This is a genomic window from Arthrobacter sp. NPDC089319 (assembly GCF_040684925.1).
GTDB lineage: Bacteria > Actinomycetota > Actinomycetes > Actinomycetales > Micrococcaceae > Crystallibacter.
This window is the reverse complement of record NZ_JBFBGZ010000005.1, coordinates 287,964-307,731: the sequence shown is the minus strand read 5'-3', so window position 1 is coordinate 307,731 and position 19,768 is coordinate 287,964. Positions and strand designations below refer to the sequence as shown.

At 65.4% G+C, this 19,768-nt stretch carries 21 protein-coding genes and 1 pseudogene; 4 read left to right on the top strand and 18 right to left on the bottom strand.

Features of this window, described 5'->3' with window-relative positions:
- Positions 1-253: 253 nt before the first annotated feature.
- Complete coding sequence (locus AB0N75_RS09895; protein WP_364648798.1) at positions 254-1,384, top strand: AI-2E family transporter; 1,131 nt, start codon at positions 254-256, stop codon at positions 1,382-1,384.
- Between the two features lie 8 nt (positions 1,385-1,392).
- On the opposite strand, the gene AB0N75_RS09890 is transcribed toward AB0N75_RS09895, so the two are convergent.
- Entirely contained in the window at positions 1,393-1,719 is a 327-nt protein-coding gene (locus AB0N75_RS09890) for a hypothetical protein (RefSeq protein ID WP_127511466.1), read from the bottom strand.
- 71 nt (positions 1,720-1,790) lie between these two features.
- On the opposite strand from AB0N75_RS09890, the gene nucS reads away from it, so the two are divergent.
- The 3 genes from nucS (at position 1,791) to AB0N75_RS09875 (ending at position 4,232) form a co-directional block, all read left to right on the top strand.
- Positions 1,791-2,486, top strand: coding sequence for an endonuclease NucS (gene nucS, locus AB0N75_RS09885; RefSeq protein WP_364648657.1), 696 nt, complete (start codon positions 1,791-1,793; stop codon positions 2,484-2,486).
- Positions 2,487-2,539: 53 nt separating this feature from the next.
- Positions 2,540-3,763, top strand: coding sequence for an amidohydrolase family protein (locus AB0N75_RS09880; protein ID WP_364648654.1), 1,224 nt, complete (start codon positions 2,540-2,542; stop codon positions 3,761-3,763).
- A 265-nt stretch (positions 3,764-4,028) separates the two neighbouring features.
- Positions 4,029-4,232, top strand: a complete 204-nt coding sequence (locus AB0N75_RS09875) for a cold-shock protein (protein WP_136787594.1) — start codon at positions 4,029-4,031, stop codon at positions 4,230-4,232.
- An 88-nt stretch (positions 4,233-4,320) separates the two neighbouring features.
- Here the strand turns inward: AB0N75_RS09875 and murA are convergent, their stop codons facing one another.
- The 17 genes and pseudogenes from murA to prfA form a co-directional block, all read right to left on the bottom strand.
- On the bottom strand, positions 4,321-5,601 hold the full coding sequence (murA, locus tag AB0N75_RS09870; RefSeq protein WP_364648650.1) for a UDP-N-acetylglucosamine 1-carboxyvinyltransferase: 1,281 nt from the start codon (positions 5,599-5,601) through the stop codon (positions 4,321-4,323).
- A gap of 88 nt (positions 5,602-5,689) precedes the next feature.
- Complete coding sequence (locus AB0N75_RS09865) at positions 5,690-6,121, bottom strand: DUF2550 domain-containing protein (protein ID WP_364648647.1); 432 nt, start codon at positions 6,119-6,121, stop codon at positions 5,690-5,692.
- A gap of 6 nt (positions 6,122-6,127) precedes the next feature.
- Positions 6,128-6,421, bottom strand: coding sequence for a F0F1 ATP synthase subunit epsilon (locus tag AB0N75_RS09860; protein WP_241915008.1), 294 nt, complete (start codon positions 6,419-6,421; stop codon positions 6,128-6,130).
- 5 nt (positions 6,422-6,426) lie between these two features.
- Positions 6,427-7,890 carry a F0F1 ATP synthase subunit beta gene (gene atpD / locus AB0N75_RS09855; protein ID WP_353917296.1) on the bottom strand — a complete coding sequence of 488 codons (1,464 nt, stop codon included), beginning with the start codon at positions 7,888-7,890 and terminating at the stop codon, positions 6,427-6,429.
- Positions 7,891-7,949: 59 nt separating this feature from the next.
- Positions 7,950-8,843 (bottom strand): F0F1 ATP synthase subunit gamma, encoded by an 894-nt coding sequence (locus tag AB0N75_RS09850; protein ID WP_364648643.1) that lies wholly within the window; start codon positions 8,841-8,843, stop codon positions 7,950-7,952.
- Positions 8,844-8,914: 71 nt separating this feature from the next.
- The gene (gene atpA / locus AB0N75_RS09845) at positions 8,915-10,552 is read right to left on the bottom strand and encodes a F0F1 ATP synthase subunit alpha (RefSeq protein ID WP_364648640.1); all 1,638 of its coding nucleotides are present in this window, start codon (positions 10,550-10,552) and stop codon (positions 8,915-8,917) included.
- Positions 10,553-10,656: 104 nt separating this feature from the next.
- Positions 10,657-11,472: a F0F1 ATP synthase subunit delta gene (locus tag AB0N75_RS09840; RefSeq protein WP_364648637.1), complete on the bottom strand. Its 816-nt coding sequence runs from the start codon at positions 11,470-11,472 to the stop codon at positions 10,657-10,659.
- Positions 11,472-12,020, bottom strand: coding sequence for a F0F1 ATP synthase subunit B (locus tag AB0N75_RS09835; protein ID WP_364648633.1), 549 nt, complete (start codon positions 12,018-12,020; stop codon positions 11,472-11,474). The genes AB0N75_RS09840 and AB0N75_RS09835 overlap by 1 nt, the downstream gene beginning before the upstream one ends.
- A 48-nt stretch (positions 12,021-12,068) precedes the next feature.
- The gene (gene atpE / locus AB0N75_RS09830; protein ID WP_074701684.1) at positions 12,069-12,272 is read right to left on the bottom strand and encodes an ATP synthase F0 subunit C; all 204 of its coding nucleotides are present in this window, start codon (positions 12,270-12,272) and stop codon (positions 12,069-12,071) included.
- Positions 12,273-12,336: 64 nt separating this feature from the next.
- Positions 12,337-13,143 (bottom strand): F0F1 ATP synthase subunit A, encoded by an 807-nt coding sequence (gene atpB, locus AB0N75_RS09825; protein ID WP_364648629.1) that lies wholly within the window; start codon positions 13,141-13,143, stop codon positions 12,337-12,339.
- An 86-nt stretch (positions 13,144-13,229) separates the two neighbouring features.
- Positions 13,230-13,502 (bottom strand): hypothetical protein, encoded by a 273-nt coding sequence (locus AB0N75_RS09820; RefSeq protein WP_364648626.1) that lies wholly within the window; start codon positions 13,500-13,502, stop codon positions 13,230-13,232.
- Complete coding sequence (locus AB0N75_RS09815) at positions 13,492-14,007, bottom strand: hypothetical protein (RefSeq protein WP_364648623.1); 516 nt, start codon at positions 14,005-14,007, stop codon at positions 13,492-13,494. The genes AB0N75_RS09820 and AB0N75_RS09815 overlap by 11 nt, the downstream gene beginning before the upstream one ends.
- 98 nt (positions 14,008-14,105) lie before the next feature.
- Entirely contained in the window at positions 14,106-15,119 is a 1,014-nt protein-coding gene (locus AB0N75_RS09810; protein ID WP_364648620.1) for a UDP-phosphate glycosyltransferase, read from the bottom strand.
- A complete protein-coding gene (locus AB0N75_RS09805) occupies positions 15,116-16,990 on the bottom strand; it encodes a nucleoside-diphosphate sugar epimerase/dehydratase (protein ID WP_364648617.1) in 1,875 nt (624 codons plus the stop codon). The genes AB0N75_RS09810 and AB0N75_RS09805 overlap by 4 nt, the downstream gene beginning before the upstream one ends.
- Positions 16,991-17,001: 11 nt before the next feature.
- Positions 17,002-17,661, bottom strand: a pseudogene (locus AB0N75_RS09800) (L-threonylcarbamoyladenylate synthase); the annotation flags it as partial.
- 18 nt (positions 17,662-17,679) lie between these two features.
- Complete coding sequence (prmC, locus tag AB0N75_RS09795; RefSeq protein WP_364648614.1) at positions 17,680-18,525, bottom strand: peptide chain release factor N(5)-glutamine methyltransferase; 846 nt, start codon at positions 18,523-18,525, stop codon at positions 17,680-17,682.
- Positions 18,526-18,531: 6 nt separating this feature from the next.
- Positions 18,532-19,611 (bottom strand): peptide chain release factor 1, encoded by a 1,080-nt coding sequence (gene prfA, locus AB0N75_RS09790; RefSeq protein WP_364648611.1) that lies wholly within the window; start codon positions 19,609-19,611, stop codon positions 18,532-18,534.
- Positions 19,612-19,768 lie beyond the last annotated feature (157 nt).

Sequence of the window (19,768 nt, the reverse complement as noted above, 5' to 3'; positions counted from 1 at the left end):
GCGCCGTTGCTGCCTACCGCGTGACAAAGCGCCCGCCCGTAGCTTCAGCGGCTGCAGGCGGAAGTGAGGATGCTGCGTGAACGAACACCGGGACGGTCCGATGCCCGGCGCGGGCAACGAAGAGGACGCCGACGGCGCTCGAGCCGCGGCCACTTCATCGGGCGAACCAGCGGCCGGAACACCGGAATCCGCGCCGATCTCGGCGGCACGGCAGCGTGCGGTCCTGGGTGCTCTCGGGCGCATCGGGGCGTCCATGCCCCGCGCCAGGCCGCGCATCCGGTTCGAGATGCCGCCCGAGGGAGATGGCCCGTCGGCTGCACGCCCTGAACAGGCCAGCACAGACTTGTCCGCCGCGCGGCATCCGATCCATTTCGGTTTCATGGCTACGGTAGGCGTCGGTTTCGCCCTGCTGCTCTACTTTGTGCTCACCAACGTCGGTGGACTGCTGGCCTGGATTGCGGCGGCGCTGTTCATTGCCCTCGGGCTCGATCCGATCGTCCACTGGCTGGAACGCAAGGGGCTGCCGCGTCCGGCCGGCGTCATCATTGTGGTGCTGATCCTGGCCGGACTGGTCGCCGCCTTTATCTCAACGCTGATCCCGACCATCGTCAACCAGACCACCCAGATCGTGGCCAACGCCCCCCGCTATGTCGACAACTTCCTGAACTCGGCGTTCTTCCAGAGCATCGATGAACAGTTTCAGGTCCGTGAGCGCATAGATGTGGAACTGGCCAAGTTCTTTGCCAATTCCGAGAACGTCACCGGTATTTTCGGCGGTGTCCTGGGCGTCGGCAGCGCAGTCCTCCAAGGTGCCTTCGGCGCGCTGATCGTGCTGGTGCTGACGTTGTACTTTCTGGCGTCGCTTCCGGCCCTGAAGGTTTGGGCCTACCGGCTGGCACCGCGGTCCAAGCGCCAGCACGTTCAGCGCCTGTCCGAAGAGATCAGCAGCAGCGTGGGCAGCTACGTGATCGGCCAGGCCTGTGTGGCATTGATCAACGCCACGGTGGCCTTCATCGCCATGTCCATTGCCCAGGTGCCGTTCACCGCGTTGCTGACGTTCGTCGTCGCCTTGCTGGCCTTCATCCCGCTAATCGGTGCGGTGATTGCCGGTGCGCTCGTCTCGCTGGTGGCCCTGACCGTGAGCTGGCAGACGGCGGCGCTGTTCGCCGTGATTTATTTTGCCTACCTGCAGATCGAGGCCTATTTCGTGTCGCCGCGTGTGATGCAGCGGGCCGTTGCGGTTCCCGGGGCCGTGGCCGTGATCGCGGTGATTGCCGGCGGTTCGCTGCTCGGGGTCCTGGGCGCGCTGATGGCGATTCCGGTTGCAGCGTCGGTGATGTTACTGCTGAAGGACGTCTTTATTGTGCGGCAGGACCGCAACTGACTCACCGCTCAGCGGTAACGGAAGCTGCGGGTCTGCCAGCAGCGCGGATGCCAGTGCCGCCGCTCGGCCAGCGCCGTTTCGCCGCCGAACAAGGAATCGGCTCGCCAGGCCACCAGATGTTCGATTCCGGGACCGATCGTCCGGTGGCAGCCGGGGCAGGTGTAGTCCTTGGCGGCATTCGAGCCGGTGATCCGCCGGACGTTCCATTCGCCGTCGGGGGCGTTCTGGCGCTCGGGGATGCCGGCGCGGGCGCGGTCCAGATCGAGTTCGCTTTCCCGCGTCCACTTGCTGCTGCCCGTCCCCGAACGGCGGCGCGGACGGTTGGATCGGGGCATGCCATCCATTCTGCCCCACCGCCGCGGCCCGGGCCGAACCACCCACCGGGCAGAAGGTAAAGTGGCCTACTGTGCGTCTTGTCATTGCCCGTTGCTCCGTTGATTACATTGGCCGCCTCCGCGCCCACCTTCCGCTGGCCACCCGGCTGCTCATGGTGAAAGCGGACGGCTCCGTCCTGATCCATTCCGACGGCGGTTCCTATAAGCCGCTCAACTGGATGAGCCCGCCGGCCACGCTGCGGGTTGCCGAACCGGAGACCGACGATGCCGAGTCCGGGGTCCAGGAAGTCTGGCACGTCCAGCATGCCAAGAGCGATGACCGCCTGGTGATCAGCATCCACGAGCACCTGCACGAGTACAGCCACGACCTGGGCGTGGACCCGGGGCTGGTCAAGGACGGCGTGGAGGCCGACCTGCAGCGCCTGCTGGCCGAGCAGATCCACCGCCTGGGACCGGGCCACACGCTGGTGCGGCGCGAATACATGACGGCGATCGGCCCGGTGGACATCCTTGCCCGCAACGCCGACGGCGGCACCGTGGCCGTCGAGCTCAAGCGGCGCGGCGACATCGATGGGGTGGAACAACTGACCCGCTACCTGGAACTGCTCAACCGCGATCCGCTGCTGGCTCCGGTCAAGGGGATTTTCGCCGCGCAGCAGATCAAGCCGCAGGCACGGGTGCTCGCCACCGACCGCGGCATCGCCTGCCTGACCCTGGACTACGACGAAATGCGCGGCGTGGACGACGCCGAGTCCCGGCTGTTCTGAGCCGGCGGCCTCTCCTTCAGCTGCCGGGCCGGCGCCCGGCCTAGAATCGGACCATGAACTCCCCCGGGCAGGCCGGCCCGCAACAGCAGTACGTCCGGGGCCGGATCGTCTCGTCAGGAACCACGCTCGACGACGGTGTGGTCGCCTTTGCGGGCGACCTGATCCACTATGCCGGCCCCGCCTCCCGCTTCGATCCCGCGGGCTGGCACCAGGTGGAGCTCCCGGCGGAGAGCCTGTTGCTGCCCGGACTGGTCGACACCCACTGCCACGGAGCCTACGGCGGCGACTTCTCCTCCGCGGACGAGGCGGGCGCCCGGCGCGCGGCCGACTTCCTGCATCGCAGCGGCACCACCACCGTGGTGGCCAGCGCCATGGCCGGTTCCCCAGCCAACATGCTGGCGGCCGTGCGGCTGCTGGGGGAACTGTCCCGCGAGGGCGTGCTCGCCGGCGTCCACACGGAAGGCCCCTTTCTCTCCCCAGCCCGCTGCGGCGCGCAGAACGCCGACTATCTGCTCGCACCGGACACCGTATTCGCCGCCGGGCTGGTGCAGGCCGCCGGCGGGCAGCTGGTCTCGATGACCTATGCCCCGGAGCTGGACGGTGCCGACAAACTGGTTGATCTGCTCGCGGCGCTCGGCGTGACCCCGTCCCTCGGGCATACCGACGCCGATGCGGCGACGGCTGCCGGCTCGCTGGTGCGCGCGGCGGAGGGCATGGTGCAGGCCGGCTTGGAGGACCGGCGGCCGCTCGTCACGCACTTGTTCAACGCGATGCCGCCCCTGCACCACCGCTCCCCCGGCGCCGCGGCAGCCTGCTTGCGCGCAGCCTCGGCGGGGCGCGCCGCCGTCGAACTCATTGCGGACGGCATCCATCTGGATCCGGAGACCGTGCTGACCGTTTTCGATCTGGTGGGCGGCGCCAACGTCTTGCTCGTATCCGACGGGATGGCGGCGACCGGACTGGGCGACGGCGGGTACCTGCTGGGCGCCAATGATGTGAGCGTCAGCGGCGGCGTTGCCAGGGTGGCCGCCAGCGGCGCTTTGGCGGGCGGTACGGCCACTCTCCTGGACTGCGTGCGGGGTGCGGTCGCCGCAGGAGTCCCGCTGGAAACCGCCGTCTCCTCCGCCTCCGCCGTTCCGGCCGGGGTGCTGGGACTGGCGGAGGAGGCCGGTGCGCTGTCGCGCGGATTCAGGGCCGACCTGCTGGTGACCACCGCAGAGTTGGCCTTGACCGCGGTATTACGCGGGGGCCGCTGGCTGGATGCGCTGCCGGGCTAAACCCCCACGGTGGGATGTACCACGAATCGAACTCTTCCTTAATATTAGATTGAATCGCCCTTTGTACCGTTGACCGCCCATGTTGCTTATGTGATGCTTAACTCAGTCTTTGTGTAGGTGAGTTTTTCATGCTCGCAAGACATGTTGCGAGTGTGAAGCTCCTCAGCGTCCGGCCCGTTGGCCATGTTGTTTGGACCTTCCACGGAGTAACCGGGTTGGTACGAGGTGTACCGGCTTGATTCTGTTCCACGATGAGGAGATTTAAATGGCACAGGGGACCGTCAAGTGGTTTAACGCGGAAAAGGGCTTCGGCTTCATCACTCCGGATGAGGCAGATGGAGATGTCTTCGTTCACTACTCTGAGATCCAGTCGGGCGGCTTCAAGACGCTTGATGAAAACCAGCGTGTGAGCTTCGAGATCGGCCAGGGAGCCAAGGGCCCGCAGGCCACCGGCGTCACTGTCATCTAGTTTCGCTTCAGCACCGCGCAGCCCACGGCAGCGCAATGCCAGCAGAACCCCTCCGGAGGAATCCGGAGGGGTTCTGCTGTTTCCGGTGTCAGGCCGGCAACTTCGGCGGTCCCAGCCGAACCACGTCTCCGCCCAGGGCCCGCAGCCGCTCGTCGAACCGCTCGTAGCCGCGGTCGATGTGCTCCACGCCGTGGACCTCGGTGGTCCCTTCCGCCACCAGCCCCGCGATCACCAGTGCAGCCCCCGCTCGGATGTCGTTGGCCTCGACCGGCGCGCCGGAGAGCTGCGAGACGCCCTTAATCAGTGCATGGTGCCCGTCCAGCCTCACTACGGCGCCCAGCCGGGACAGTTCGGAGGTAAAGCCCCAGCGCGCTTCGAAGACGTTTTCCGTCACCATGCCGTGCCCATTGGCTACGGCGTTCAAGGCGACGACGAACGGTTGCAGGTCCGTGGGGAACCCGGGATACGGCAGCGTGGAAACGTTGATCGGGTCCGGACGCTCGGGTCCTTCCACCGTGAAGCCGTCATCCCGGCGGGTGATCCGGCAGCCGGCCTGCGCCAACTTGTCCAGCACCACCGCCAGATGGCCCGGATTGGACTCGGCCACGTCCACGGTTCCGCCCGTGATGGCAGCGGCAAAAGCCCAGGTGCCGGCAACGATGCGGTCCGGGACGGTGCTGTGGCGCACCGGGTGCAGGCTCTCGACGCCGGTGACCACCAGAGTCGGCGAACCGATCCCTTCGATCCGCGCGCCCATGGAAACCAGCAGGTCGGCTATGTCCGTAATCTCCGGTTCCCGGGCGGCATTGTCGATCACCGTCACTCCCCGGGCCAGCGTTGCCGCCATCATCAGGTTTTCGGTAGCCCCCACCGACGGATACGGCAGCCGGTGGTGAGCACCGTGCAGTCCGTCCGGCGCCCTGGCCACCAGATAACCGTGGTCGATGCTGATCCGCGCGCCCATTTGCTCCAGCCCCGCCCGGTGCATGTCCAGTCCGCGGCTGCCGATGGCGTCTCCCCCGGGCAGCGCCACCTCGGCCTGGCGGCAGCGGGCCACCAGCGGGCCCAGCACGGAAATGGACGCCCGCATGGCGCGGACCAGGTCGTAGTCGGCTTGGTGCGCCGGCGCGGCCGGCACGTCGATGTGGACGCTGGCGGCGTCGACGTCGTAGTCCACCGCGCAACCGAGCCGGCGGAGCAGTTCGGACATGATCCAGACGTCCTGGATATCGGGCACGTTGGTGATGGTGGAACGGCCCTCGGCCAGCAGCACCGCCGCCATCAGCTTCAAGACGCTGTTTTTCGCGCCCGAGACCTCCACCCGCCCATTGAGCGTGCTGGGCCCGCGCACCACTATCACCTCATCCATGCATTCCATCCTACGGTTGTGGCACGGCTGTGCTGGTTAAACGGCTGACGGCGCGGCTCCCTGGGGAACCGCGCCGCCACATCCAGGACTAGCGCCAGGTGCCGATGCCGATCACCGGCCCGGCTTCGAGCCAGGATGAGAGACCTGCGTAGACGTCGAACGTCATCGCCATCGACAGATCCTGTTTTTCATGAGTCAGCATCACGATGATCGCACCGGGCTGGATCTTTGCCCGTTCCGCTTCGGTCGGCTGCCGCCATCCCTGCAGTTCCAACGAGCTGCGCCGGAACCTGTAGCGCGGCTTGGGACTCAACGACAGCAGGCGCAACCATTCCAAATGGGTGTCCGTGTAACGACAAACCCCCATCTGCCAGCTGCCGGGCAGCATGGCGATGGAGGCGTCGAAGGTGCCCAGAGTGCGCCGCAGTTGATAGCGGCGCACTCCGAAGGCAATCAGTGCCAACACCAGCAGCAGGAAGACTGCGGCCAGAATGGCGAACGTGATGTCGAGACCGTTCACCGGCGGCTAGCGGGTCGCCGTGGCCTCGTCGCCAACCGTCGCATTGTCTGCGACGATGACAACCCGGTTGCTGTCCACGGAGAAGAACCCGCCGTCGACATTCACGGTGATGCGGTCACCAGAGACAGGCTCGATGGCCAGCTCGCCGGCGGCCAGGACTGCCAGCACCGGGGTGTGCCCGGGCAGGATCCCGATTTCGCCGTCGCTGGTCCGCGCCTTGACCATTGTTGCCTGGCCGGACCACACGAAGTGGTCCGCGGCGACAATCTCAACTTCCAGTTCAGCAGAAATATTAGCCACAGGCCTTACTTCCCGGTCTGTTCCTGGATCTTGGCCCACTGGCGCTCAACATCGTCCAGGCCGCCCACGTTGAAGAAGGCCTGCTCGGCAATGTGGTCGAGCTCGCCGTCGCAGATGGCCTTGAAGCCTTCCACGGTGTCCTTGATCGAAACCGTGGAACCCTCGACGCCGGTGAACTGCTTGGCGGTGTAGGTGTTCTGCGACAGGAACTGCTGGATGCGGCGGGCGCGGGCGACGACGATCTTGTCTTCTTCGCCCAGTTCATCGATGCCGAGGATGGCAATGATGTCCTGCAGTTCCTTGTTCTTCTGCAGGATCTGCTTCACGCGCACAGCAGTGTTGTAGTGATCCTGTCCGATGTACTGCGGATCCAGGATGCGCGACGTCGAGGTCAGCGGATCCACGGCCGGGTACAGGCCACGCGAAGCGATTTCACGGGAAAGTTCCGTGGTCGCATCCAGGTGGGCGAAGGTGGTCGCCGGAGCCGGGTCGGTGTAGTCATCCGCGGGAACGTAGATCGCCTGCATCGAGGTGATCGAGTGTCCCTTGGTGGAGGTGATGCGTTCCTGCAGCACGCCCATCTCGTCGGCCAGGTTCGGCTGGTAGCCCACGGCGGAGGGCATACGGCCCAGCAGCGTGGAAACCTCGGAACCGGCCTGGGTGAACCGGAAGATGTTGTCAATGAACAGCAGCACGTCCTGCTTCTGCACATCGCGGAAGTACTCCGCCATGGTCAGAGCAGACAGGGCCACGCGCAGTCGCGTTCCCGGCGGCTCATCCATCTGGCCGAACACCAAGGCGGTGTCCTTGAGCACGCCGGCTTCTTCCATTTCCACCCAGAGGTCGTTGCCCTCACGGGTACGCTCGCCAACACCGGCGAATACCGAAGTACCACCGAAGTTGCGGGCCACACGGGTGATCATTTCCTGGATCAGCACGGTCTTGCCCACGCCGGCGCCGCCGAACAGGCCGATCTTGCCGCCCTTGATGTACGGGGTCAGCAGGTCGATCACCTTGATGCCGGTCTCCAGCATCTCGGTGGAGCCTTCCAGCTCGGCGAAGTTCGGCGCCTTGCGGTGGATCGGCCAGCGCTCGGAGATCTCCAGCTGGGAGGCTTCGACGTCCAGCGGCTCGCCCAGGACGTTGAAGATGTGGCCCTTGACGCCGTCGCCCACGGGCACGGTGATCGGGGAGCCGAGGTCCTGCACCGTGGTGCCGCGGACCAGGCCGTCGGTGGCCTGCAACGAGATGGCGCGGACCAGGTTGTCGCCCAGGTGCTGCGAGGTCTCGAAGGTGATAGTGCGGGTCTCGCCGTTGAGGGTGACCTCAGCGGTGAGCGCGTTGTACATTGCGGGGATTGCGTCCGCCGGGAATTCGACGTCGACAACCGGGCCGATGACACGGGCGATACGACCGGTAGCGCCCGTAGCGACGGAACCGGTTCCGTGCTCGATGGTTTGGGCAGTCATCTTTCTCACTTCTCAGTTTCGATGGCGTGGTTTATGTGTGCTGTTGCTGCAGGGACTGATTAGGACGCTGCCAGGGCGTCCGCGCCACCGACAATCTCGGTGAGTTCCTGCGTAATCTCTGCCTGACGCGCGTTATTGCGCAGACGCGTGTACTTCTCGATCAGGTCCGTGGCGTTGTCGCTTGCGGACTTCATCGCTCGCTGGCGGGCGGCAAGCTCGCTGGCCGCAGCCTGCAGCAATGCCGCGAAGATACGCGATTCGATGTAGCGCGGCAGCAGTGCGTTCAGAACCTGTTCGGGCTCCGGCTCGTACTCGTACAGCGGCAGCAGGTCGGTCTCCTCGGTGGCCTCTTCTTCCACAACCTCCAGGGGCAGCAGTCGGATGACCGCGGGCTCCTGGACAACCATGGACTTGAAGCGGGTGTAGACGATGTGAATCTCGTCCACGCCACCGTCTTCGAACGGCGTGTTGAAGTCGGAGAGCAGTTCCTCGCCGATCTCGCGGGCGGTGCTGAACTCCGGAGAGTCGGTGCCGCCCGTCCAGACCTGCTGGTACTGGATGTTCCGGAAGTCGAAGTAGGCCTGCGCCTTGCGGCCGACCAGATAGTGGCGGACTTCCTTGCCTTCTCCGTGAAGCAGCTCGGTCAGGGACTGGGCCTGCTTCAGCACGGACGCGGAGTACGACCCCGCCAGACCGCGGTCGGAGGTCAGCACGAGCACGGCGGCCCGGCGGATCTGCTCCGGCTCGGTGGTCAGCGGATGGTCGATCTCGGACTGCGAAGCCACAGCAGAAACGGCACGGGTGATCGCATTGGCGTACGGCATCGAAGCCGCGACACGGCTGCGGGCCTTGCCAATGCGTGAGGCGGCGATCAGCTCCATCGCCTTGAAGATTTTCCGCAGCGACGAAGTCGATGCGATCTTCTGGCGGTAGACCCTAATCTGGGCTCCCATACTCTTCCTTTCCTCGTCCTCGGCGGCCGGGCGGGACCGCGGTGTGGCCCCGCCCGATCAACGAAGATGAATTAGCGCTTCTGCTTGACGATCTGTTCCTGGGCGACTTCGTCTTCGGCCAGGGCGTCGTACTCTTCGCGGCCGGCGCCAACCAGACGGCTGTCACCCTCCCCGAAGAAGCCCTGCTTGAAGTCGGCTATCTGCGACTTCAACTCGTCCACCGTGGAGTCCTCGAGCAGGTTCGTCTGCGCGATGGTCGTCAGCACCGAGCTGCGGTGCTTCAGGTGCGAGAGGAAGTCGGCCTCGAAGCGGGTGACGTCCTCGACCGGAACATCGTCCAGGTAGCCGTTGGTACCGGCCCAGATGGAGACAACCTGGTCTTCGACCGGGTACGGCGTGTACTGGCCCTGCTTGAGCAGTTCCATCAAACGCGCACCGCGGGTCAGCTGCTGGCGCGACGCCGCGTCGAGGTCCGAAGCGAACATGGCGAATGCCTGCATGTCGCGGTACTGGGCCAGGTCCAGCTTCAGGGTTCCGGAGACCTTCTTCATCGCCTTGACCTGTGCCGCACCACCCACGCGGGAGACGGACACGCCGACGTCCACGGCGGGACGCTGGTTGGCGTTGAACAGGTCGGACTGCAGGAAGATCTGACCGTCCGTGATCGAGATGACGTTGGTCGGAATGTAAGCCGAGACGTCGTTTGCCTTGGTCTCAATGATCGGCAGGCCGGTCATCGAGCCTGCGCCCAGCTCGTCGGAGAGCTTGGCGCAACGCTCCAGCAGGCGGGAGTGCAGGTAGAAGACGTCGCCCGGGTAGGCCTCGCGTCCCGGCGGGCGGCGCAGCAGCAGCGACACGGCGCGGTAGGCTTCGGCCTGCTTGGAGAGATCATCAAAGATGATCAGAACGTGCTTGCCGCCGTACATCCAGTGCTGGCCGATGGCCGAGCCGGCGTAAGGAGCCAAGTACTTGAAGCCGGCCGGGTCGGACGCGGGCGACGCCACGATGGTGGTGTACTCCAGCGCGCCCTTATCTTCCAGGGTCTGGCGGACCGCGGCGATGGTCGATGCCTTCTGGCCGATCGCCACGTAGATGCAGCGGACCTGCTTGCTGACGTCGCCGGATTCCCAGTTGGCCTTCTGGTTCAGGATGGCGTCGACTGCGATGGCGGTCTTGCCGGTCTGGCGGTCACCGATGATCAGCTGGCGCTGGCCGCGGCCGATCGGAATCATCGCGTCGATGGCCTTCATGCCGGTCTGCAGCGGCTCGTGCACGGACTTACGCTGGGTAACGCCCGGAGCCTGCAGCTCCAGTGCACGGCGCTCGGTCGACTCGATCGGGCCCTTGTCGTCGATCGGGTGGCCCAGCGGGTCCACGACACGGCCCAGGTAGGCGTCGCCAACCGGCACGGAAAGGATCTCACCGGTGCGGTGAACTTCCATGCCTTCTTCGATGCCGGTGAAATCGCCGAGGATCACGACGCCGATTTCGCGGGTGTCGAGGTTCTGGGCCAGGCCCAGGACGCCGTTCTCGAAACGCAGCAGTTCGTTCGCCATGACCGAGGGAAGACCCTCGACACGGGCGATGCCATCGCTGGCAGTGGTCACGTGGCCGACTTCGACCCGCTCGGCGCTTCCGGGTTCATAGGACGCCGCGAACTCGTTCAGCGCATTGCGGACGTCGTCGGCGTTGATGGTCAATTCGGCCATCTGCAGTCCCTGCTCTCCTGTGTTTGTGATCATCGCGTGGTGCGCGATGACCGGTGTGTAATTCAGTCTGTGTGAGGCTTCCGGTCCGTGTCTCCGTGCGGAAACTAAACCGAGAGATTCCTGCGGAGTTCAGCCAGGCGGGAGATCACGGACGCATCCACAACCTCATCCCCGACCATGACCCGCACGCCGCCAACCAGTCTCGGATCAACGTTGACGTTCATCTTCAGTCCGCGGCCGTACAACCGGTCAAGGCCGGCCTGCAGGCGGGCCGCCTGTTCGCTGGTCAGCGGACGGGTAACGCTGACCTCCGCGATCCAGCGCTGTTGGCGCTTGGCCACCAGCTGGACGAACCGTTCTACCAGGGCCGTGGGCTTGATGCCGCGCGGGGCGGACACCGCCTGCCGGATCAGCAGCTGGGCTGCGGGACCCGCGCCCGGCACCAGCTGCAATGCCAGCGCCGTCTTGGCGTTGTCCGATGCCTGGGGCTCAACCAAAGCACGCTGCAGGTCATGGTCCGACCCGACAATGCGGTTGAACGCGAACAGGTCGCGCTCCAGACCTTCGAGTCCGTCAACACCCTGGCCATTGTTCTCTGCAACGGCGACGGCAGTGGTGGCCGCCAGGGTCTCCAAGGCGTCCCCGATGTCGCGCGCAGAGGCCCAACGCGAGGCAGCCAGCGAGGTGACGATGTCCCGGGCTTCCGCCGAGACCTTCCCCTCCAGGAGACGGCCGAACATGCCGGCCTTCTCTTTGCTGTCCCGCGACGGATCGGTCAGGGCACGGCGCAGTCCGGCATTGCTGTCCAACAAGCCCAGGACCCCGAAGAGTTCCTCGGCCAGGGACAGCGAAGCGGTCGGAAGCTTAGCTTCCAGCTCCTGCAGTGCCGCTTTCAGCGACTCGCTCGATACACCGGCCATTATTTAGCAGCACCTGCACTCTGGGACTCAAGGTCGGCGAGGAAGCGGTCCACGACGCGCGCAGAACGCTCGTCATCGTTCAGCGCTTCGCCGACGATCTTGCCAGCCAGTTCGGTCGCCAAGGATCCGACCTCGCTGCGCAGCGATGTCACTGCAGCCTGACGCTCAGCGTCAATCTGCACCTGGGCCTGCTCGCTGATGCGTGCGGCTTCGGACTGAGCCTTTTCCTTCAGCTCCGCCAGGATCTGGGCGCCTTCGGCGCGTGCTTCCTCACGAATGCGGTTGGCTTCCGTACGGGCTTCAGTCAGCTGCTGCTTGTACTCGTCCAGAGCAGCACTGGCTTCAGCCTGGGCCGCCTCCGCCTTGGCGATCCCGCCCTCGATGGCCTCGGTCCGCTCTGCAAACGTCTTCTCAAACGCCGGAACGACGAACTTGGCGACGATGTACATGAGGATCGCGAAGCCGATCAGCGTGACGAGGATTTCCCAGACGTTAGGGATCAGAGGGTTAGCACCCTCCGCGGCGGCGAGGATCATTGCCTGATTCATATCTCACCCGTCCTATCTATTCGGTGTGGATGGTTCGCGTTGCCTGGATTAGAGGACGAACGCGAACACCAGACCGAGGATGGCCAAAGCTTCAGTCAGAGCCAGGCCCAGGAACGCGATCGGCTGCAGCACGCGCTGTGCCTCCGGCTGGCGGGCAACGCCGTTGATGTAAGCAGCGAACACGAGGCCCACGCCGATGGCACCGCCGATAGCGGAGAGACCGTAACCGACGAGGTTGATATTGCCTTCCATTTTTTTCCTTTCAAGATGCCCAGTGGGCAGGTTGTTGGTTCAGGTTCTTCCCCAGAGGGGAAATTTAGTGTTCCTCGGCCAGGGAGCCTTGGATGTAGATCGCGGTCAGCAGGACGAAGACGTAAGCCTGCAGAACCTGGATCAGGATTTCGAAGAAGTACATGCCGACGCCGCCGGCGAGGGTGAGGATGCCCAGCGGCTTCAGCCAAAAATCAGCATCCACCAGCAGGAACTGTGTGCCGGCAGCGGCCAGCATGATGATCAGGTGGCCGGCCAGCATGGTGGCGAAGAGACGCAGGCTGTGCGTGACCGGGCGGACCAGGAAGGTGGAGATGATCTCGATCAGGACGACCAGTGGCAGGATCGCCTTCGGTACACCGGAAGGCACCACGGCCAGCTTGAAGTAGCCGATGCCGTGCTTCTTGATGCCCAGCACAATCCACGTGACGTAAACGATGCCGGCCAGGGCGTAGGCCGTCCCAACATGGGACGTGGTCGGCATCTGGATCAGCGGAATGGAGCCGAAGAGGTTGTTCACCAGGATGAAGAAGAACAAGGAGAACAGGAGCGGCACGAACGGCTTGAAGTCGCGCTCACCGATGATGTCCTTACCCACCGAGTTGCGGACGAAGTTGTAGCTCATTTCGCCCAGGTACTGCAGCTTGCCGGGGACAAGCTGGCGGCGGCGGGCCGCGACGATAAAGAACCAAGAAATCAAAACGACGGACAGCAGGACCAGCAGCATCTGCTTGCCGAAGCCCTCGCCGTAGGGGGCCATCCACGGAAGAATCTCCGGTAGATGCATATCTTCGAGGCTCGGTGGGACGAAGCCACCTTCATTAGCGGCCGCCGGAAGCGCAAGCGCGATCAACGCGTTTCCTCTCTGCAGTGTCCATCTTTGGGCGTTTCAGGGTGGGTCGCCGTCAAGGCAGGCCACCATATGAAGTTTTCTGACATTTAGGTGTGGTCCCCCGGGCCGCCCTCATGGCGACGCCGAGCGCCGCGCGTGAGCTTGTGTTTGCGGGCCAAGTAATATCCGCCTCCAGCGCCTAGAACGGCGCCGACGAAAATCAGCCAGCGGGTATCCAGCAGATAGTCCAATCCCCAGCCTATCAAACCCCAGGCGATGATCCCGCCAACTATATAGGTCAGCAGGGTGTTGCCGCCCTGGTAGGTGGAGCCGTCGCCGGAACCTTTGTCGGTGGGGCCGGATGAGCCGTTAGCCGCCATGGGAGGACTCCCCCTTCGGCTGCTGCTGACGGTGTTCCGGTGCCGGCTCGGGATCGGCGTACAGCTGATGCCGGGTACGCGAGAAGGCGAACACTTCGGCCGCCTGCCACACGACGACGGCGGCAACCGCCGCGACGAAGAACCAGGTCCGCTCCAGCCAGTCCGGTGTTCCGATGAGGAACAGTGCGGCGCCGAATCCCACCACCTTGATGACGTAGGTGGCGATGAAGGCACCGATGGCACCGGATGGATTCGACCGTCCCACAAAATGACCCACCAGCAAACTGATGGCGAAGAACAGCATCACCAGCATGGCGCCGAGCAGGGCGCTCAACGCACCGGCCGCGCCGGCCACGATGGCCGACGTTGCGATGATCAGCACGGCTGCTGCGCCGCTTGCCATCAGGGAAGTGCGGAGGATCTTCAACCACGGCGACCGGGTGGGACCGGATGCGGCGATGGCTCCGCCGGCGGCAGCAGTGCCGTCGTGGCGGGATGCGCGCATGGAATCATCCGTTTCGGTCGCAGGCGAAGTGAACTGGCCGGAACCGGCCGGAATAATTCTACATGAGATAGAACTGGCCGACGATTCGGCGCCTGCTGTTACGCGGCGGGGCCGGCCGCGTTCGATGAACGTCGGCTGAAGATCACCGGCGACCGCAGGTAGAAAACGACCACGGCGACGCCTGCGACGATGGCGGCGGCCTTGCCCATCAGGTCCGATTCGGCTGCCAGGTAGCCGCAAAAACCGGTCAGCAGTGAACAGCCGGTGACCAGCAGCGCCGACTGCAGATGGCTGAAGCCCACGTCCGTCAACCGCTGGTAAGCGTGCGTGCGGTGCGGCGTGTACCACTGCTCCCCCGCACTGATCCGGCGCAGCAGTGTGGCGAGTGTGTCCGCCAGGTAGATGGCCACCGGCCCCAACAGATACTCGGCGGGTACACCGTCCAAAAAGGCCGTCAGGCCGAGCATGGCCAGCGAGGCTCCCAACAGGTAGCTGCCGACGTCACCAAGGAAGACGTTGCCCCGTCCAAGATTCCATGGCAGGAACGCCACGAACGCGGCAGCCACTACGGCACCGCCTACCACCAGCCAGCCGTGGCCGGTGACTGCCCCGGTTCCGGCGAACATGAGCCCTACTGCGGTGCCATGCAGCCCGGAGATCCCGTTGACGCCGTCCATGAAGTTGGCAATGTTGATGTAGGCGGCCAGGGCCAGGGCGCCCAGTGGCAGCCACCACCAGGTCTGGCCGGTCAGTTCGATGGCCAGCGCTGTTCCGCCGGCGCCGATGCCCAACTGTAGAGCGGCCCGGCCGCGGATGGACAGCCCGCGGAAGTCCTCGACCCAGCCCAGCAGTGCGGCCGCCGCCGCCACGACGGCAAGCGCGAGCAGCAACTGGGATGCTTCCGCAGCACCGCCGAAGCCGGCAATCAGGAGACCGGCCAGCAGCCCGACCGCCACGGTGATGCCGACGCCGCGCACCACCGGCCGCGTGTGCGAGGAACGTTCGTTGGGCACATCCAGCACCCCGTGCCGTTTGAGCAGCGGAATCAGCGCGAACGGCAGCAGCAGGCTGAGCACAAGGGCCGCGGCAACGGCCACCACGGCCGTGCTCACGAGGCCCGCTCCCGCCCGTCGGACTCAAGGTCGTCCTCGGGTGCCACCGCCAGCGGGACGGTGTCCAGCGCACCGGTCGAGGCGGAAACCAGATGCTGCCGGCTCTTCCAGTCGGTCAGGCTCATCCGGTCCGGGTCAAGTCCCTCGATGCTCGCGTGCGAGATCTTGGGGTGCAGCGGCCGCGAATCGCTTTCGCCCTCCCCGATCAGGTCCTCGTGCAGCTTCTCCCCCGGGCGCAGGCCGGTGAAGACGATTTCGACGTCCCGGCCCGACATGGCGATCATCCGCTCGGCTACGTCCAGGATCTTGACCGGTTCGCCCATGTCCAAAATCAACACTTCGCCGCCGGTGCCGATGGCGCCGGCCTGGATCACCAGCTGGCAAGCTTCCGGGATGGTCATGAAGAACCGGGTGGCCTCGGCGTCGGTGACGGTGACCGGTCCGCCCTTTCGGATTTGCTCGCTGAACAGCGGCAGGACCGATCCGCGGCTGCCCAGCACGTTGCCGAACCGGACGGAGACGTACTTCAGCCCGGTTTGCTGCGCGACCCAGGCGGTCAGCTTCTCAGCTACCCGCTTGGAGTGGCCCAGCACGGTGGTGGGGTTGGCGGCCTTATCGGTGGAAACGTTGACGAAGGTCTCGACTCTGGCAGCGCGTGCAGCTCGCAGCACATTCAGCGAGCCGAGCACATTGGTCTTCCAGGCTTCCTCCGGGTACTGCTCCAGCAGCGAGACGTGCTTTAGTGCCGCGGCGTGGAACACCACTTCCGGCTTGCGGTCCAGGAAGATCGCTTCGAGCGCACCGGCGTCGCGGATGTCGGCCAGCACGGTGTCCTTGCCCGTGAGCAGTCCTTGGCCGGTGATGGAAATCTGCGTGCCCTGCAAGCCGGTTTCGTCGCGGTCCAGCATGATCAGTTCGGCCGGCTGGAAGGCGTGGATCTGCCGGCAGAGCTCGGATCCAATGGACCCGCCGGCGCCGGTGACCAGCACCCGCCGGCCGGTCACGTAATGGGCGATTTCTTCCACGTGGATATCCACCGGCTGGCGCCCGATCAGATCTTCAATCGCGACTTCGCGGAAGGAAAAGTCCTGCCGGCCGGTCAGCATGTCCTTCAGCGGCGGCACCACCAGGACGCGCACGTTCAGGCCGGCGACGGTGTCGGAGATCTTGCGCATCCGCACGGCGTCGATGTCCGCGATCGCCACCAGCAGGACGGTTGCCTGGGTGCGCTGTACGATCTCCGGCAGGTCTTCCATCCTGCCCAGGACCGGAACGGAAGCGATCCGCAGGTGCTTCTTGGCCGGATCGTCGTCGATCAGTCCCACCGGCAGCCACGGCGAGGCTGGATCGTTGCTCATCCGGGTCACGATGTTGTTGCCCACAAAGCCGGCGCCGTAAATCAGGGTCCGTTCGGCCTGGTCGCCCGGTTTGGCTTTGCTTTCCACGTACATCCGCTTCAGGTAGCGAACCGCGGCCATGAAGAGGCAGGCGAAGGGGAACGCGATCAGGCCAGTGCCGCGCGCGATGCCGAGCGAGATGCCGAAGGTCAGCAATCCGAGGGTCAGGATCACGGACACCGAGATGGTCACCATGACCAGCAGCTTGGCCTCGTGAAAACTGCCGAAGCTGTAACGGCCCTTGTATAGGGCGAAGGCTGACCCGACCGCCACTTGGGCCGCTATGGCCAGCGCACACAGCAGGATGATGCCGGGGATCTTGGCCGGGCTGAGCGCCATTTCGTAGCGCAGGAAAACTGCCAGCATAATCGCCACGACCCAAGCCAGGGAGTCCAGCAGGATCTGCGACCACAGCCAGAGAGCGCGGTCGCTGCTGGCAGTTTTGCCGGCCGGAAGAGCGGAATCGCGGCTCATGCTTCTACCGTCTCCCCGAGGCCCAGGACATCCGGGACGACGGTGCGCAGAGTTTCCAGGCTGATGGTCCCTTCGCGCACCACCCGCAGCGGGCTGGAGGTGCAGTCCACGATGGTGGAGGGCACCGCCGTCGCACCTTCGGCGGGGCGAAAGCCGTCTTCCAAATAAACGTCCACCGATTCAGCCAACTGCTCCATGGCCTGCGCGGCCGTTTGCGCCGAGGGCTGGCCGGTGCGGTTCGCCGAGGACACGGCCAACGGTCCGGTGGCTGCCAGCAGTTCCAGGGCCAGCTCGTCGTCGGGCATTCGAAGGGCTACAGTGCCCTTTGTTTCGCCCAGGTCCCAGGTCAGCGACGGCTGGGCGTGGAAAATCAGCGTCAGGCCGCCCGGCCAGAAGGCGTCGGCGAGGGCGCGGGCTTCGTCGCTCACGTCGGTAGCGAGGCCGTCCATGGTCTGCGGCCGCGGCACCAGCACCGGCGGCGGCATTTTCCGTCCGCGGCCCTTGGCGGCCAGCAGGGTGGCCACCGCCTGGGGCGAGAACGCGTCGGCGGCGATCCCGTAGACAGTATCGGTGGGCATGACAACACACTGCCGGTCCGCGAGGGCGGCTTGTGCTGCCGCCAGGCCCTCGCTGCGGTCTGCGGCGTCGGTGCAGTTGAACGTGGTGCTCACAGTTTCATTGTTCCATTCTCATAACCGTCGAGCGGACGTGGCCCGCTCGCGCCCGGTTAGATCGTACTCGGTAGCCACCTGCTGCCAGCATCCGGCAGCCTGCAGGAGGGTCAGCACCGCTGCGGCTTGGACCTCGGCATGTTCCATAATGAAGTAGCCGCCGGGCTTCAACAGCCGTGCGGCGGTGGCCGCGGTGGCGGCCGGAAGCTCCATCCCGTCCGCTCCCCCGCCGTAGAGCGCCATCTGCGGATCGTGATCGGCGACCTCGGGCTCGCGCGGGACCGCTTCGGCAGGAATGTAGGGCGGATTGGACACGACGACGTCGAAGGTCCCGTCATGCGCGGACAGCGCCGTGCGCAGGTCCTCCCTGAGCAGAGTGACGCCAAGCGGCGCCAGATTCCGCTCGGCCCAGGCGTGCGCGAGGTCACTGAGTTCCACCGCGTATACGGTGGCGGACGGTACTTCGCTGGCGACGGCGGCGGCGATGGCTCCGGAGCCGGTGCCTAGATCCACCACCTTGGCCGCGGGCAGGGCGAGCGCCCGGTCGATGGCATGTTGGGCGACGGTTTCGGTCTCCGGCCGCGGCACGAACACCCCCGGCCCCACCTGCAGTTCGAGGTGCCGGAAGAAGGCCCGGCCGGTAATGTGCTGCAGCGGAACACGGGTGGCGCGTTCGGCCACCAGGTCCTCAAGGCCGTCCGGAGACTCGGCGTCCATCAGCGCCAGCGCACGCACGCGTCCCAGCGACACGCCCAGTAGGTGGGCGGCGAGCAACTCGGCGTCCACCCGCGGCGAAGGGACGCCGGCCTCTGCCAGCCGCGCGGTGGCGGCGGAGAGTGCTTCGGCAAGATTCGTGCCGGGCACCGCTGGCTAGTTTTCCTCGCCCAGTGCGGCCAGCCGGTGTTCTTCGTCCGCCTGGATGGCCGACTGGATCACGGGTTCCAGTTCGCCGTTCATCACCGCGTCCAGGTTGTAGGCCTTGTAGCCGGTGCGGTGGTCCGCGATCCGGTTTTCCGGGAAGTTGTAGGTTCGAATCCGCTCGGACCGGTCCATGGTGCGGATCTGCGACTTGCGGGTCTCGGAGTTCGCCGCGTCGATCTGCTCCTGCTGGTGGGCCAGCAGCCGCGCACGCAGCACCCGCATGCCGGCCTCTCGGTTCTGCAGCTGCGACTTCTCGTTCTGCATCGCCACCACAATGCCGGTGGGCAGGTGGGTGATGCGCACCGCCGAGTCGGTGGTGTTCACGGACTGGCCGCCGGGGCCGGAGGAACGGTAGACATCGATCTTCAGGTCGTTCTGGCTGACGTCGATTTCTTCCGGTTCGTCCACTTCGGGCAGCACCAGCACACCCGCGGCGGAGGTATGGATGCGGCCCTGCGATTCGGTCACCGGAACGCGCTGCACGCGGTGCACGCCGCCCTCGAACTTGAGCCGGGCCCACACGCCTTCGGCCGGGTCGTTGGAGTTGCCCTTGATGGCCATCTGGACGTCCTTGTAGCCGCCCAGATCGGACTCCGTCGCGGAGATAATTTCGGTCTTCCAGCCGCGCGATTCCGCGTAGCGCATGTACATCCGCAACAGGTCGCCGGCGAACAGCGCAGCCTCGTCGCCGCCTTCGCCGCCCTTGACCTCGATGATCACGTTGCGGGCGTCGTCCGGATCGCGCGGGATCAACAGCCGGCGGAGCCGCTCCTGGGCGGTCTCGAGTTCAGCCTCCAGCCCCGGGACCTCGGCCGCCAGTTCCGGATCCTCGTCGGCAAGCTCGCGGGCCGCCTCAAGGTCGTCCGAGAGGTGCGACCAGCGCTTGTGCGCCTCCACAATGCCGTTCAGCTCCGCCGAACGGCGGCCCAACTTCCGTGCCCGCGCCTGATCGGCGTAGACAGCAGGGTCGCTCAATTCCTTCTGCAGCTGGGCATGCTCATCCAGCAGCCCCTGAACGGACTCAAACATCTTCAAACCTCTTTCGACTCACAACAAGTCTAAATAGCAACGACAAGGACTGACACGCCAAGGCGACTTAACAGCAACAGCCGCTGATTTTTTTGCCGGCCCGGGAGTGCGGTCGAGGCCTTCCCAACCCTCGCAAGCTCGGGTCGGGTCCCTCGGC